The organism is Aeromonas genomosp. paramedia (assembly GCF_023093515.1).
In the GTDB taxonomy this organism is placed as follows: domain Bacteria; phylum Pseudomonadota; class Gammaproteobacteria; order Enterobacterales; family Aeromonadaceae; genus Aeromonas.
The window spans coordinates 63,957-77,460 of sequence record NZ_JAAROG010000027.1 but is presented as its reverse complement, the minus strand read 5'-3'; the positions used below and the strand labels follow the sequence as shown (position 1 = coordinate 77,460).

Below are 13,504 nucleotides of genomic sequence, written 5' to 3'. Positions count from 1 at the left end.
TTCAGTTTCTTCGCTTTGGTTGCGGAACCGGGTCATAACCACCCTCGGATAAGGGATGGCATTTTAATAGACGTTTGCTGGCTAACCAAACGCCTTTTATGAAACCGTGAAGTCGGATTGCTTCTATCGCAAATTGGGAACAAGTCGGGGTGAAACGGCAGCGCGGCCCGAGCAGGGGACTAATGATTAGCTGATACAGGCGTATCAGTTTGATAGCTACCCATTGCAACGGCGTGACAGAGTGCGCCATAGCTTTTCCAGTAACTTGAACAGCTCTTCGTTATCCATCTCCTTTACGCCACCCTTGGCTATGACGACGATGTCGATAGCGGGCAGATTGGCCTGATTGAGACGGAAGCTCTCCCGTACCACTCGTTTGACACGGTTACGCCAGACGGCACGCTTGAGTGCTTTTTTGGGCACAGCTAGGCCAAGACGGGGGTGTTCGAGGGAATTGGGGCAAGCAAGAAGCGTAATTTGCGGAGAAGCGGCCCGGACAGGCTCGGCGAAAACGCGTTTGAAGTGTTCGGGAGTTAACAGACGTAACTCCCGAGAGAAGGTGTGCTGGGTAGGCATTAGACTACCAGGCGGGCACGACCCTTGGCACGACGAGCGGCCAGAACTTTGCGGCCGTTGGCAGTAGCCATGCGAGCGCGGAAACCGTGAGAGCGCTTGCGCTTCAGGTTGGACGGTTGAAAAGTACGTTTCATGATTCGATTCCGTATTTCTGTACAGTTTTGATTGTCACACTTAGCCGACGCGCCAGCTATAGCGTGTGACGACTAGCAAAAGAGGCCGAATTCTAAACAGAGTTCGGCTTCTCGTCAATCCGCCGTTCCCTCTCATCTTCTTCTGGCTCAACAATAAGCAGGAGAAGCTGGCAGGATCCAGAGGATCAAGGGCCCCGAATTATACTGGCAACCCCGGGTTAAACAAGGATCCACCAAGAAAAAAGGCGGCCAGGCCGCCAAAGAGAGAGCTATTTAAGGACTTTGCGCAGGAACTCCCGGGTGCGGGGATCCTGCGGATCGACCAATATCTGATCCGGCGGGCCCTGTTCGACGATCCGGCCCCCCTCCATGAAGATCACCCGGTCGGCGACATCACGGGCAAACTCGATCTCGTGGGTCACCACCACCATGGTCTGGTGCTGGCGGGCGAGCTCCTTCATCAGCCCCAGCACCTCGTCGACCCATTCCGGATCCAGGGCCGAGGTGGGCTCGTCAAACAGGATGACCTTGGAGTGGGCCGCCATGGCGCGGCCTATGCCGACCCGCTGCTGCTGGCCACCGGAGAGGGACGCCGGGTAGGCATCCTGTTTGTCGGCGAGGCCTATGTCCTTGAGGATGCCAAGGGCGGTGGCACGGGCCTCCGCCTTTGGCTGTTTCCAGACGGTGATCAGCCCCTCGGCGATGTTGTCCAGCGCCGTCTTGTTGGCAAACAGGGCGTAGTTCTGGAACACGAAGGAGGCGCGCTTGCGCAGCTCTATGGCCTGCTGCTCGCTGGCACGGGCCAGATCCAGCTGCAGATCATCGATGGCAAGGGTGCCTGCATCCGGGGTCTCCAGCAGGTTGAGGCAGCGCAGCAGGGTCGACTTGCCGGTGCCGGAGGGACCGATGATGACGACAATGTCACCCTTCTTTACCTCCAGATCGATGCCGTTCAATACCTGATTGCCGTCATAGGCCTTGGAAAGACCCGTTAACTTGATCATGACAGGTCTCCTTCAATGGGCGCGGCTGTTGAGAGGTACTCCCAGCCTGTGCCGCAAGTGGGTAATGGCGTGCTCATCATCGCTGGCATCCTCTTAGTAAGCACGATTGAGGCGTACTTCCAGCAGGTGCTGCAAGCGGGTGAAGAAGATGACCACCACCCAGTAGACCAGGGCCACCGCCATGAAGCTCTCGAAGAACTTGAAGGAGGAGGAGGCCTCCATCTGCGCCTTGCCCATGATCTCGGCCACCCCCAGGGTAAACGCCAGTGAGGTGCTCTTGATCATGTCGATGAAGTAGTTCATCAGGGACGGCGTCGCGATGCGGGCCGCCTGCGGTAGTATTATCCGCCGCATCGCCTGATAGCGGCTCATGCCGATGCTGAGGGCAGCTTCCATCTGGCTCTTGTGGATGCCGAGAATGGCGGCCCGGATCGACTCGGCCATGTAGGCGGCGAAGTGCAGGGTCAGCCCTATGATGGCGGCGGTAAAGGCATCCATCCCCACGAAGACAGGGAACAGTTGCGGCAGCCCGTAGTAGAGCAGGAACAGCTGGACGAGCAGGGGAGTCCCCCGGAAGAACGAGATATACAGCATCGCCAGCCAGTGAATTGCGGGAACGCGAAACACCCGTACTATCGCCAGGGCCAGCGACAGTACGAGTGCCAATACGAATCCCCACAGGGCCATTTCCATCGTGGTGCCCAGGTATTTGAGCAGGATGGGAAACAGCCCTAGCGTGTACTCGAGATCAAATTCCATCATTTATTTGCTGGTGATGTCCGCTGCGAACCATTTTTCCGAGATCTTGGTCAGGGAGCCGTCTTTACGCATGGCGGTCAGCGCCTCGTCGACCTTCTTCAGCACGGCCTGTTTTTCCGGGGTCTTCAAGAAGGGCAGGGCGTTCTCGATAGTCTCGAACGGTGCGCCTGCCTGTTGCAGCGGCAGCTTGGATTCCTTGATCAGCTGGGCGGTGGAGACGCGGTCCATCACGAAGGCATCGATGCGACCCAGGGCGACGTCCTGCTCGAAGCTGGAGTCATAGGTACGGATGTCGATCTTCTTGTTCGGGTCGTTCTTGCGCAGCAGCTCTTCGAAGTTGGAGCCCAGGTTCACCGCGACCGTCTTGCCTTCCAGATCCTTGAGACCGTGGATGGTGCTGTTGCCCTTGCGCACCACTATCTGGGCGCCGTCATAGACGTAGGGCTGGGAGAAGGCGTACTTGGCCTTGCGCTCGTCGGTGATGGTGATCTGGTTGGAGATGGTATCGACGCGACCGGTTTCCAGCATGCCGAACAGGCCGGAGAAGCTGGCGGTGACGAACTCGACCTTGTAACCGGTGCGCTCACCGATCTGGTTCCACATGTCCACCTCGAAGCCCTGCAGCTTGTCCTGCTTGACGAAGGTGAACGGGAAATACTTGCCGGACATGCCGACCTTGATGGTTTCCTGGGCGATAGCCTGGCCGGACAGGCTGGCCAGCAGAATGGCGGCGCCGGAAATCAGCTTGATGGTGGTCTTCATGGGGATTCCTCTCTCTGTAGTTCTGTATTTTTAGTTGTAATCACGGGTTGGCGCTGATGTTATTGGAATAAAATATAAAGAATAAATGATATTTGGTTATATAAAATAACCGCAGCAGCAGGCTCTCATTCTGTCCACATCACCGGTCGGTGGCTGTGGGTAACTTTGGGGATGAAATCAGATCCTGGGGCGTTGGATCCTTGAAAGTCAAGGATCTTATTTGCTGGATCCGTGCGGCGGCAACTGGAGATCCAGCCACTAAAAACGTAGAATAGCCGGTCTTTACTTAATCAATTGACGGGAGTCTAGAGTGACTGCTTCGCTATGGCAGCAGTGCCTTAACCGGCTGCAAGATGAGTTGCCCTCGGCAGAATTCAGCATGTGGATCCGGCCGCTTCAAGCGGAGTTGAGTGACAATACTCTGACCCTGTATGCACCGAATCGCTTCGTTCTGGACTGGGTACGCGACAAGTACCTGCTCCGGGTCAATGGCATCATCAACGAGCTGTGCGGAGCCGATGCTCCCACCCTGCGTTTTGACATCGGTAATCGTCCCCATCCCGTCGCGGTCGCCAGAGCGCCGGCGCGCGGTGTCGATCCTGTGAATAACTCTCACAAGAGCTGGGAAAGCAAGGCGGAAGCCAAGCCCGAGCCGAACCACAAGAGCAACACCAACGTGAACTACACCTTCGAGAATTTCGTCGAAGGTAAGTCCAACCAGTTGGCCCGTGCGGCGGCCCGTCAGGTGGCCGACAATCCGGGTGGCGCCTACAACCCGCTGTTCCTCTATGGCGGCACCGGTCTGGGCAAGACCCACCTGCTGCACGCCGTTGGCAACGCCATCAAGGAACGCAAGAAAGACGCCAAAGTCATCTACATGCACTCCGAACGGTTCGTGCAGGACATGGTGAAGGCGCTGCAGAATAACGCCATTGAAGAGTTCAAGCGTTATTACCGTAGCGTCGATGCCCTGCTCATCGATGACATCCAGTTCTTCGCCAACAAGGAGCGCTCCCAGGAGGAGTTCTTCCATACCTTCAACGCCCTTCTCGAAGGCAACCAGCAGATCATCCTGACCTCGGATCGTTACCCGAAGGAGATCAACGGTGTCGAGGATCGCCTCAAGTCCCGCTTCGGCTGGGGTCTGACGGTGGCGATCGAACCGCCCGAGCTGGAGACCCGCGTCGCCATCCTGATGCGCAAGGCGGACGAGAACCAGATCCATCTGCCGGACGAAGTGGCCTTCTTCATCGCCAAACGTCTGCGCTCCAACGTCCGTGAACTGGAAGGCGCCCTCAACCGGGTGATCGCCAACGCCAACTTCACCGGTCGTGCCATCAACATCGACTTCGTGCGCGAGGCGCTGCGCGACCTGCTGGCCTTGCAGGAGAAGCTGGTCACCATCGACAACATCCAGAAGACGGTGGCGGAGTACTACAAGATCAAGCTGGCGGATCTGCTGTCCAAGCGTCGCTCCCGCTCCGTTGCCCGCCCGCGTCAGCTGGCGATGGCCTTGGCCAAGGAGCTGACCAACCACAGTTTGCCGGAGATAGGGGATGCCTTTGGTGGCCGTGACCACACCACCGTTCTTCATGCCTGCCGCAAGATCGAGCAGCTGAAGGAGGAGAGTCACGACATCAAGGAAGACTATTCCAACCTGATCCGTACCCTTTCTTCCTGATAACGGAACGGAGTGGACAGATGGGGCTCGAATATTCCAACCTGATCCGAAAATTTTCCTCCTAATCACAACGGAGAGCACAGATGCAGCTCGAAATTAGCCGTGAGGCCCTGTTACGTCCTCTGCAACTGGTGTCCGGTGCCCTGGGTGGCCGGCCGACCCTGCCCATCCTCGGCAACGTCCTGCTCGATGTCAGCAATGGCCTGCTGTCGCTGACCGGGACAGATCTCGAGGTGGAGATGATAGGCCAGGTCTATCTCAGCAGCGACAGCCAGGATGGGCGCACCACAGTGCCGGCGCGCAAGTTGCTGGATATCTGCCGCGGCCTGCCGGAAGGGGCGGATATCCGTCTCAACACGGAAGGGGAGCGCCTCATCATCCGCTCCGGTCGTTCCCGCTTCAATCTCTCGACCCTGCCGGCGACCGAGTACCCGAACATCGAGGACTGGGAATCCGTGCTCGAGTTCGATATCAGCCAGCTGGAGCTTAAAAAACTGATCGATGCGACCCAGTTCTCCATGGCCAGCCAGGATGTGCGTTACTACCTGAACGGCATGCTGTTCGAGAGCGAGGGCCATGGTCTGCGCACCGTCGCCACCGACGGTCACCGCCTGGCCACCTGTCGCCGCGAAGTGGTCGGGGAATCGCTGCCCGATCATCAGGTCATCCTGCCCCGCAAGGGCGTGCTGGAGCTGGTGCGCCTCCTGGAGGCGGAAGACAAGCCGGTGCGGTTGCAGGTCGGTCGCAGCAACCTGCGTGCCGCCCTGGATGGCTTCATCTTCACCTCCAAGCTGGTGGATGGCCGCTTCCCGGACTGGCGTCGCGTCATTCCCCGGGGGAGTGACAAGGCCCTGATCGCCGGTCGTGAGGATCTGCGCCAGGCCTTCGCCCGCGCCGCCATCCTCTCCAACGAGAAATTCCGTGGGGTGCGTCTCAATCTGCAGGAAAACCTGCTGCGCATCACCGCCAACAACCCGGAACAGGAAGAAGCCGAGGAGCTGCTTGACGTACAATATGCTGCTGGCGAGATGGAGATCGGCTTCAACGTCTCCTATGTGCTGGACGTGCTGAATACGTTAAAATGTGACCAAATCCGGATCAGCCTGAGCGATTCCATCAGCAGTGCCATTATTGAGGATTTTGACAGCCAAGATGCCCAGTATGTGGTGATGCCGATGCGGATCTAGTCGTGTCCCTGGTCAAACTCCAGCTCAGCGACTTTCGCAACATCCAGCACGCCAGTCTCGCGCTGTCCCCCGGCCTCAATATCCTGGTCGGGTGCAATGGCAGCGGCAAGACCAGCGTGCTGGAAGCCATCCATTACCTCGGTCTCGGTCGTTCTTTTCGTACTCACCTGACCGGGCGGGTCATCCGCCAGGGGGAGAGGGCGTTTACCCTGTTTGCCCAGTGCGAGCTGGAAGGGCGTCAGGTGCCCATCGGGCTTGCCAAGGACAAGGGGGGCGAGACCCAGCTCAAGATCGCCGGGGCCCAGGCCCAGCGATTGGCCGATCTGGCCGAGCTGTTGCCGGTGCAGTTGATCCACCCCGATGGTTTCAACCTGCTGACCGGCGGACCTCAGGCTCGCCGGGCCTGGCTGGACTGGGGTGTCTTTCATCAGGAGCCAACCTTCTTCTCCCTGTGGGGGCGGGTGCGGCGTCTGCTGAAACAGCGCAATGCGCTGCTGCGCCAGAGCAGCCAGTATCGCCAGCTGGCATTCTGGGATCAGGAGCTGGTGCGGCTAGGGGGTGAGCTGGCGGAGTTTCGCGCCAGTTATTGTCAGGCCATTACCCCCCTGATCAAGGAGATGACGGCGGATTTTCTGCCGGAATTCGACATCAGCCTCGGTTTCTATCGGGGCTGGGAGAGAGAGACTCCCCTCGGCGACTTGCTGGAGGCGGGGTTCGAGCGGGATCGTTCGCTGGGGTACACTGGGGTCGGTCCGCAGAAGGCGGATGTGCGGCTCAAGGCGAACGGGGTGCCCGCTCAGGATATTTTGTCCAGGGGTCAGTTGAAGTTGCTGGTCTGTGCCATGCGACTGGCTCAAGGGCTCTATTTGAATCAACATAGCAGCCGTGGCTGTATTTTTTTAATTGACGATTTTGCCTCTGAACTGGATGTCGACAAACGTCGCCTGCTGGCCGCAAGGCTGAAGCAGTGCGCGTCCCAGGTGTTTATCACCGCCATCGATACCGGTCAGCTCGCAGACATGATGGATGCGAGTGACTGCAAGCTGTTCCACGTGGAACAAGGCAAGATCTCCGAAACGTTAGAGAAGGCAGAGAGTAAGCTATGAGTGAAAATACTTACGACTCCTCGAATATCAAGGTGCTGAAGGGCCTGGATGCGGTCCGCAAGCGCCCGGGGATGTATATCGGCGATACGGATGATGGCTCGGGCCTGCACCACATGGTGTTCGAGGTCGTCGATAACTCCATTGACGAGGCTCTGGCTGGCTACTGCTCCGATATTCAGGTCAAGATCCATTCCGACGGTTCCGTCTCCGTGCGTGACAACGGCCGGGGTATTCCGGTCGACATGCACGAGGAGGAGGGCCGCTCCGCCGCCGAAGTCATCATGACGGTGCTGCACGCCGGCGGCAAATTCGATGACAACTCCTACAAGGTATCCGGCGGCCTGCACGGCGTGGGTGTCTCGGTGGTGAACGCCCTCTCTGACAAGCTGCTGCTGACCATACGTCGCAACGGCCACGTCTACGAGCAGACCTATCACCTGGGTGAGCCGCAGGCGCCGCTCAAGCAGATTGGCGACAGCACGGGTACCGGTACCGAAGTGCGCTTCTGGCCGAGTCCGACCATCTTTACCGATACCCTGTATCACTACGAGATCCTGGCCAAGCGGCTGCGTGAGCTCTCTTTCCTGAACTCCGGTGTCTCCATCCGCCTGATGGACGAGCGGGATGGCCGCGAGGCTCACTTCTGCTACGAGGGCGGCATCAAGGCCTTCGTCGAATACCTGAACCAGAACAAGACCCCGATCCATCCCAAGGTGTTTCACTTCACCACTGAGCAGGATGGTATCGGCGTCGAAGTGGCGATGCAGTGGAACGACGCCTATCAGGAAGGGGTCTACTGCTTCACCAACAACATCCCGCAGCGGGATGGGGGCACCCACCTGGTGGGCTTCCGTACCGCGCTGACCCGTACCCTCAACTCCTACATGGACAAAGAGGACTACAGCAAGAAGGCCAAGTCTGCCGCCAGTGGCGACGACGTCCGTGAAGGCCTGATTGCGGTCATCTCCGTCAAGGTACCTGACCCTAAGTTCTCCTCCCAGACCAAGGACAAGCTGGTCTCTTCCGAAGTGAAGACAGCCGTTGAACAGGCGATGGGCGAGAAGCTGGCGGACTTCCTGCTGGAAAACCCGGGCGACGCCAAGATAGTGGTCAACAAGATCATCGACGCGGCCCGTGCCCGTGAAGCGGCCCGCAAGGCCCGCGAACTGACTCGCCGCAAGGGCGCCCTGGACATCGCCGGTCTGCCCGGCAAGCTGGCGGACTGTCAGGAGAAAGACCCGGCCCTCTCCGAACTCTACATAGTGGAAGGGGACTCTGCTGGCGGCTCCGCCAAGCAGGGTCGCAACCGCAAGAACCAGGCCATCCTGCCGCTCAAGGGCAAGATCTTGAACGTGGAAAAAGCCCGTTTCGACAAGATGATCTCCTCGCAAGAGGTGGGCACCCTGATCACGGCGCTGGGCTGCGGCATAGGTCGCGACGAGTACAACCCGGACAAGCTGCGCTACCACAACATCATCATCATGACGGATGCGGACGTCGATGGTGCGCACATCCGTACCCTGCTGCTGACCTTCTTCTACCGTCAGATGCCGGAGATCATCGAGCGTGGCTACGTCTTCATCGCCCAGCCGCCGCTCTACAAGGTCAAGAAGGGCAAGCAGGAGCAGTATCTGAAAGACGAAGATGCACTGCTGCAGTACCAGACCTCCATGGCGCTGGACGGTGCTACCCTGCACGTCAACGAGTCTGCCCCGGCCATCGGTGGCGAGGCGCTGGAGCGTCTGGTCAACCAGCACCGTGCCGTCTCTCACCTGATCACCCGCATGTCCCGCCGCGCCCCGGATGCCGTGCTGACCCAGCTGATCTATCAGCCTGAGTTGAACGAAACCCTGCTGGCCAGCGAGAGCGATCTGCTGGCCTGGTGCCAGGGGATGGAAGCCGTGCTCAACGAGAGCAACCACGGCATCCAGTACCAGATCCAGGTACGTCGCGACGAAGAGCGCAGTTTGTTCGTGCCGCACGCCGTGGTTCGTCAGCACGGTGTTGACCGGGAATACCCGCTCAGCTACGACTTCCTGCAGTCCGGTGAATACCGTCAGCTGGTCTCCCTGGGCAAGGAGATTGCCAACCTGATCGAGGAAGGTGGTTTCATCAAGCGTGGCGAGAAGGTCAAACCTGTGGCCAACTTCGTGGAAGCCGTCGACTGGCTGATGGGCGAAGGCAAGCGTGGCATCTACATCCAGCGCTATAAAGGGCTGGGTGAGATGAACCCGGATCAGCTGTGGGAAACCACCATGGATCCGGAAGCCCGTCGCATGCTGCGTGTCACTATCGACGACGCCGTTGGTGCCGACCAGCTCTTCTCCACCCTGATGGGTGATGCGGTCGAGCCTCGCCGTGACTTTATCGAGACCAACGCCCTGCGGGTCGCCAACCTCGACGTCTGATCGACGCAGTCAGACAGTAAAAAGCCGCTCCTTGTGAGCGGCTTTTTGTTTTCTGTGTGAGAGGGGAAAGTGGCGCGTTCCACGTGAAACATGAAACCGCCTTGGTGTTGATAGCACCGACTCAGCCCGGTTCTGCTGCCAGGCAGTAGAGGCGCAGGCGATGGCCATCGGGATCAAGTGCCATGCCGGTATAGCCAAACTCCATCCGGATCGGCTGCTGGATGATGGTCAGGCCGCGAGCCTGACACTCGGCCAAGCCAGAATCGACACTGGCTTCATCGGGCAGCGGGAAGGCCAGCTCCATGGCGCCGGCACACTGGGTCACGGCAGGCTCGACGGTAGCGCTGGACCAGAGCGCCAGTTTTGCTCCCGACTCGAACACGAACATGACAAAGGTAGGGGACTCCTCTACCGGTGGGCGACCGAAAAGCTCGCGATAGATGCGGGCGCTGCGGGCCGGATTAGAAACATAGATAATGGTGAACGGTGGGACTAACAACATGGTGATGCTCCTTGATTCGGGGAGGGCGCATCTGCGCCGACCCCGTCAGCATGGCGCTACCTGCTGTCAGTTTCTGTCAGCAATGAATTTGGGTTGCGGGATCTGCTGGGTGGCGCGCCACACTTTCAGCAAGCTCTCCCTGCTTTTGGGATAGCGGCAATCTTGCGGCTGCATCCGGGTGATGCGATCGACCCGAAAGTGGCGAAAGCCCTGACGTAGTTCGCACCAGGCGACCAGTACCCGCACCTGCTCGAAGTAGCCAAGAGCAAAGGGCCAGACGGTGCGCTCAGAAGCATCTTCCTTGAGATCGCGATAGCTCAGGAGCACTTTGCGCTGCTGGCGGATGGCGCTGCGCAACGGGGCTTCATCGGTGAGGCTGTCGCTGCGGGAGGTGCCGATCAGCAGGGCATTGCTCTGGAGCTGCTGGCGATAGTCGGCGGGCAACACGGCTTCTATCTTGGCCAGCGCGCTGCTGGCCGATGCACTCAAGGCTCCGTCACCGTGCGCGACCACCCAGCGCGACCCCAGCACCAGTGCATCCAGCTCCTCTTCGCTGAACATCAGCGGCGGCAGCATGAAGCCGGGGCGTAGCACATAACCGATACCCGGTTCTCCCTCGATATGGGCACCTTGCGCCTGCAGGGTGGCGATATCCCGATAGAGGGTGCGCAGGCTGATGCCAAGCTGGCTGGCCAGTTCAGAGCCTGTGATGGCGTAGCGGTGGCCGCGCAGCAGCTGGATCAGGGCCAGCAGGCGTTCGGAACGGGACATGATATGACTCCTGAGTATTTCTGGTTAGCCTGCCATAGCGGGTTGAACCGGTACAGGGGGTGTCATCAGACGTTGTTGCCACGAAAAGAGCGGCGCCATTCACTCGGGGATACCCCGAAACGGGCGCGAAAATGCTGGCGCAGTATGGCGGCCGTCTTCAATCCTACCAGTTCGGCGATGCGGTCCATGGAGTGGCCGCTCGTCTCCAGCAACTCCTGGCTGCGCCTGAGACGCTCGGCCAGCAGCCACTCCCCGACGGAGAGGCCGGTCGCCTGCTGGAAGCGACGGGTGAAGGTGCGCCGGCTCATCAGGCAGTGCTCTGCCAGTGCGTCCAGGTTGTGAGGCTCGGCCAGGTGCATACGCAGGTGATCGAACAGCTGGTTGATCCTGGCATCCCGGGTGGAGGCGGGCACCGGCTGCTCAATGAACTGGGCCTGGCCCCCCTCTCTATGGGGTGGCACCACCAGCCTCCTAGCCAGCTTGTTGGCGATCCGGCTGCCATGGTGCTCGCGCACCAGGTAGAGGCAGCAATCCAGCCCGGCGGCGGTGCCGGCCGAGGTGATCAGGCCCTCATCGTCCACGTAGAGGGCATTGGTATCGAGCCGCACGGCGGGAAAGCGGCCCATGAAGTCCTGCTCGAACTCCCAATGGGTCGAGGCCCTGCGTCCCTCCAGCAGACCGGCATAGGCCAGCACATAGGTGCCCAGACAGAGCCCCACTATCTGGGCACCCCTGCTTCGGGCGGCAACCAGGGCATCGAGCAGTGGCTGGGCCGGTCGCTCGGCCGGATCGCGCCAGAAGGGGATGATGACGATGTCAGCCCCGATCAATCCCTCCAGCCCGTGGCTTGCGTCGATGCGAAAGCCCTGGGCGGAACCGGGCTGGCGGGTGGTGTCGCCGGCGCAGAGCCTGAGTTCGAACAGGGAGGCGCCAGGCATCATGGTGTCGCCGAAGATGAGGCAGGGCACGGCGCAGTGAAAGGGGCTGAAGTGATCGAAGGTGATGACGGCGACGACGATGGGATTGGGCATAGTAGCAGACTCCTTTGCACTCGGATCCCCATGATAAGGGGCGGCAACAGAAAGCCGAAGGGCCATGTGGTCACATGGCCCGCTCGATCAGAGGACGATGGACTCGCCATCCTCGGGCACCCGCACCCGCGTTGCCATCCCCTGTTTGCCAAGGTAATCGCGCAGCTCGCGCCTAGTCAGCAGGGCATGATTGACCGCCTCCATGTGGCTGGCGATCAGGGTGGCCTGTGGCGCTGCCTGATAGACGGCGGCGACATCCTCCTTGCCCATGATGATGGAACCCAGCCCCGGCACCTGGGCATCGCCACAGTTGAGGATGACGACCTCGGGCTGGTACTGTTGCAGCGCTTGTTCAACCTGGGCGTTCCAGACGGTGTCACCCGCCAGATAGAGGGTCTTCTCTGCGGGATGGGAGAAGACCACTCCGGATACCTCACCCAGCCGCTCGCCCAACACCGCCATGACCTGATCGTTGCCGTGTTGCCCCTCGGTCTGTTGCAACCGGATCCCGGCAAACCCGACCTGCTCGCTCAGCAGGCGTACATCCCTGAAGCCGCAGGCGCTTATGGTGTCAGCATCTTTCTGATGCTGCACAAACAGCGGGAGGTGCTTGGGGATCTGCTGCTGAGCGACCGGGTCCCAGTGGTCGAGGTGATCATGGGTCACTATCACCGCATCCACATCGAGGATCTCCGCCATGGGCAGGGGCAGTTCGACCAGCGGATTGCGCAGCTGGCTGTTGGCCGTTCCCTCAAACCCCGGGAGGCTGCCCTTGGTAGACAGCATGGGATCGATCAGGAAGCGGGTGCCGGCGTAGTGGATGAGCAGGGTGGCATTGCGAACCTGGGTAACTTTCATGGTGTGCTCCGGTCTCTGGTGGGGGGACGCAACCAGTATGGCGCGGAGGGGATTGGGGGATGAGTGGCCCGCGGGCAGAATATCATATCAATCGGGCCATTTTCGACGCTGACAGGCGACCAAAAATTTCTTTTCATTTTTTCCCTTGAAAGGAAAAAGTGAGCCCCTATATAGGTAACAAGGCCGGAACGCTCGACAGAGGTTTCGACCAGGCGCCCGTCCATATGGAGGGCAAACAATCCGTTATCGCTCACAAGAGGGTAATACTATGCGTTCTATAGACTTTTCTCCGCTCTATCGTTCTGCCATTGGTTTCGATCGTCTGGCCAATCTCATCGAATCTGCGGCCAGCAATGGCAATGCCGGTTATCCCCCCTACAACATCGAGCAGCTGGGTGACAACGACTACCGCATCAGCATGGCGGTGGCGGGCTTTACTCAGGAAGAGCTGGAGCTGAGCTTCCAGGAAAATCTGCTGACGGTGAAGGGCAACAAGCAGGCTGACTCCGAGCGCCACTATCTCTATCAGGGCATAGCCGAGCGCGGCTTCGAGCGTCGCTTCCAGCTGGCCGACTATGTGCGGGTGAAGGGTGCCGATCTCAAGAATGGTCTGCTGCACATCGATCTGGCCCGTGAAGTGCCCGAGGCGATGAAGCCCCGCAAGATCGAGATCAACGGCTGACAGCCTGAACTCTCAGTGTTTTTACCTGCTTCCCGGGTGCCGA

General features: G+C 59.6%; 15 protein-coding genes. 5 read left to right on the top strand and 10 right to left on the bottom strand.

The window, feature by feature from the left end:
• Position 1: 1 nt before the first annotated feature.
• The 6 genes from yidD to HB860_RS19210 all read right to left on the bottom strand — a co-directional run bounded on the left by yidD (position 2) and on the right by HB860_RS19210 (position 3,235).
• Positions 2-250, bottom strand: a complete 249-nt coding sequence (gene yidD / locus HB860_RS19235; RefSeq protein WP_010672280.1) for a membrane protein insertion efficiency factor YidD — start codon at positions 248-250, stop codon at positions 2-4.
• Positions 217-576 carry a ribonuclease P protein component gene (gene rnpA, locus HB860_RS19230; RefSeq protein ID WP_025328882.1) on the bottom strand — a complete coding sequence of 120 codons (360 nt, stop codon included), beginning with the start codon at positions 574-576 and terminating at the stop codon, positions 217-219. Before rnpA ends, yidD begins: the two co-directional genes overlap by 34 nt.
• Positions 576-710 (bottom strand): 50S ribosomal protein L34, encoded by a 135-nt coding sequence (rpmH, locus tag HB860_RS19225; RefSeq protein ID WP_005307156.1) that lies wholly within the window; start codon positions 708-710, stop codon positions 576-578. Before rpmH ends, rnpA begins: the two co-directional genes overlap by 1 nt.
• Before the next feature lie 269 nt (positions 711-979).
• On the bottom strand, positions 980-1,714 hold the full coding sequence (locus HB860_RS19220; RefSeq protein ID WP_139437132.1) for an amino acid ABC transporter ATP-binding protein: 735 nt from the start codon (positions 1,712-1,714) through the stop codon (positions 980-982).
• A 93-nt stretch (positions 1,715-1,807) separates the two neighbouring features.
• Positions 1,808-2,476 carry an amino acid ABC transporter permease gene (locus HB860_RS19215; RefSeq protein WP_139437129.1) on the bottom strand — a complete coding sequence of 223 codons (669 nt, stop codon included), beginning with the start codon at positions 2,474-2,476 and terminating at the stop codon, positions 1,808-1,810.
• Complete coding sequence (locus HB860_RS19210; RefSeq protein WP_042650677.1) at positions 2,477-3,235, bottom strand: amino acid ABC transporter substrate-binding protein; 759 nt, start codon at positions 3,233-3,235, stop codon at positions 2,477-2,479.
• A gap of 310 nt (positions 3,236-3,545) precedes the next feature.
• Here HB860_RS19210 and dnaA point away from each other — a divergent pair, with 310 nt between their 5' ends.
• From dnaA to gyrB, 4 genes are all read left to right on the top strand, one after another.
• Positions 3,546-4,916 (top strand): chromosomal replication initiator protein DnaA, encoded by a 1,371-nt coding sequence (gene dnaA / locus HB860_RS19205; protein ID WP_025325183.1) that lies wholly within the window; start codon positions 3,546-3,548, stop codon positions 4,914-4,916.
• Between the two features lie 83 nt (positions 4,917-4,999).
• On the top strand, positions 5,000-6,103 hold the full coding sequence (gene dnaN / locus HB860_RS19200) for a DNA polymerase III subunit beta (protein WP_005326306.1): 1,104 nt from the start codon (positions 5,000-5,002) through the stop codon (positions 6,101-6,103).
• A gap of 2 nt (positions 6,104-6,105) precedes the next feature.
• Positions 6,106-7,209 (top strand): DNA replication/repair protein RecF, encoded by a 1,104-nt coding sequence (gene recF / locus HB860_RS19195; protein WP_005326309.1) that lies wholly within the window; start codon positions 6,106-6,108, stop codon positions 7,207-7,209.
• Positions 7,206-9,617, top strand: coding sequence for a DNA topoisomerase (ATP-hydrolyzing) subunit B (gene gyrB / locus HB860_RS19190; protein ID WP_139437127.1), 2,412 nt, complete (start codon positions 7,206-7,208; stop codon positions 9,615-9,617). Before recF ends, gyrB begins: the two co-directional genes overlap by 4 nt.
• 121 nt (positions 9,618-9,738) lie before the next feature.
• Here gyrB and HB860_RS19185 read toward each other — a convergent pair whose 3' ends face one another.
• From HB860_RS19185 to HB860_RS19170, 4 genes are all read right to left on the bottom strand, one after another.
• A complete protein-coding gene (locus HB860_RS19185) occupies positions 9,739-10,116 on the bottom strand; it encodes a VOC family protein (RefSeq protein ID WP_348773049.1) in 378 nt (125 codons plus the stop codon).
• Positions 10,117-10,185: 69 nt separating this feature from the next.
• Entirely contained in the window at positions 10,186-10,890 is a 705-nt protein-coding gene (locus tag HB860_RS19180) for a helix-turn-helix transcriptional regulator (protein ID WP_247627640.1), read from the bottom strand.
• A 65-nt stretch (positions 10,891-10,955) separates the two neighbouring features.
• Positions 10,956-11,921 (bottom strand): GlxA family transcriptional regulator, encoded by a 966-nt coding sequence (locus HB860_RS19175; protein WP_247627639.1) that lies wholly within the window; start codon positions 11,919-11,921, stop codon positions 10,956-10,958.
• Between the two features lie 87 nt (positions 11,922-12,008).
• A complete protein-coding gene (locus HB860_RS19170; RefSeq protein WP_247627638.1) occupies positions 12,009-12,779 on the bottom strand; it encodes an MBL fold metallo-hydrolase in 771 nt (256 codons plus the stop codon).
• Positions 12,780-13,047: 268 nt separating this feature from the next.
• On the opposite strand from HB860_RS19170, the gene HB860_RS19165 reads away from it, so the two are divergent.
• A complete protein-coding gene (locus HB860_RS19165) occupies positions 13,048-13,461 on the top strand; it encodes an Hsp20 family protein (RefSeq protein ID WP_042000332.1) in 414 nt (137 codons plus the stop codon).
• Positions 13,462-13,504 lie beyond the last annotated feature (43 nt).

Excerpts from the sequence above, each read along its gene's own strand:
- yidD (WP_010672280.1), bottom strand. The coding sequence starts at position 250 with ATGGCGCACTCTGTCACGCCGTTGCAATGGGTAGCTATCAAACTGATA.
- HB860_RS19180 (WP_247627640.1), bottom strand. The coding sequence starts at position 10,890 with ATGTCCCGTTCCGAACGCCTGCTGGCCCTGATCCAGCTGCTGCGCGGC.
- HB860_RS19175 (WP_247627639.1), bottom strand. The coding sequence starts at position 11,921 with ATGCCCAATCCCATCGTCGTCGCCGTCATCACCTTCGATCACTTCAGC.
- rnpA (WP_025328882.1), bottom strand. The coding sequence starts at position 576 with ATGCCTACCCAGCACACCTTCTCTCGGGAGTTACGTCTGTTAACTCCC.
- gyrB (WP_139437127.1), top strand. The coding sequence starts at position 7,206 with ATGAGTGAAAATACTTACGACTCCTCGAATATCAAGGTGCTGAAGGGC.
- HB860_RS19220 (WP_139437132.1), bottom strand. The coding sequence starts at position 1,714 with ATGATCAAGTTAACGGGTCTTTCCAAGGCCTATGACGGCAATCAGGTA.
- HB860_RS19215 (WP_139437129.1), bottom strand. The coding sequence starts at position 2,476 with ATGATGGAATTTGATCTCGAGTACACGCTAGGGCTGTTTCCCATCCTG.
- HB860_RS19210 (WP_042650677.1), bottom strand. The coding sequence starts at position 3,235 with ATGAAGACCACCATCAAGCTGATTTCCGGCGCCGCCATTCTGCTGGCC.
- rpmH (WP_005307156.1), bottom strand. The coding sequence starts at position 710 with ATGAAACGTACTTTTCAACCGTCCAACCTGAAGCGCAAGCGCTCTCAC.
- HB860_RS19165 (WP_042000332.1), top strand. The coding sequence starts at position 13,048 with ATGCGTTCTATAGACTTTTCTCCGCTCTATCGTTCTGCCATTGGTTTC.
- HB860_RS19170 (WP_247627638.1), bottom strand. The coding sequence starts at position 12,779 with ATGAAAGTTACCCAGGTTCGCAATGCCACCCTGCTCATCCACTACGCC.
- dnaN (WP_005326306.1), top strand. The coding sequence starts at position 5,000 with ATGCAGCTCGAAATTAGCCGTGAGGCCCTGTTACGTCCTCTGCAACTG.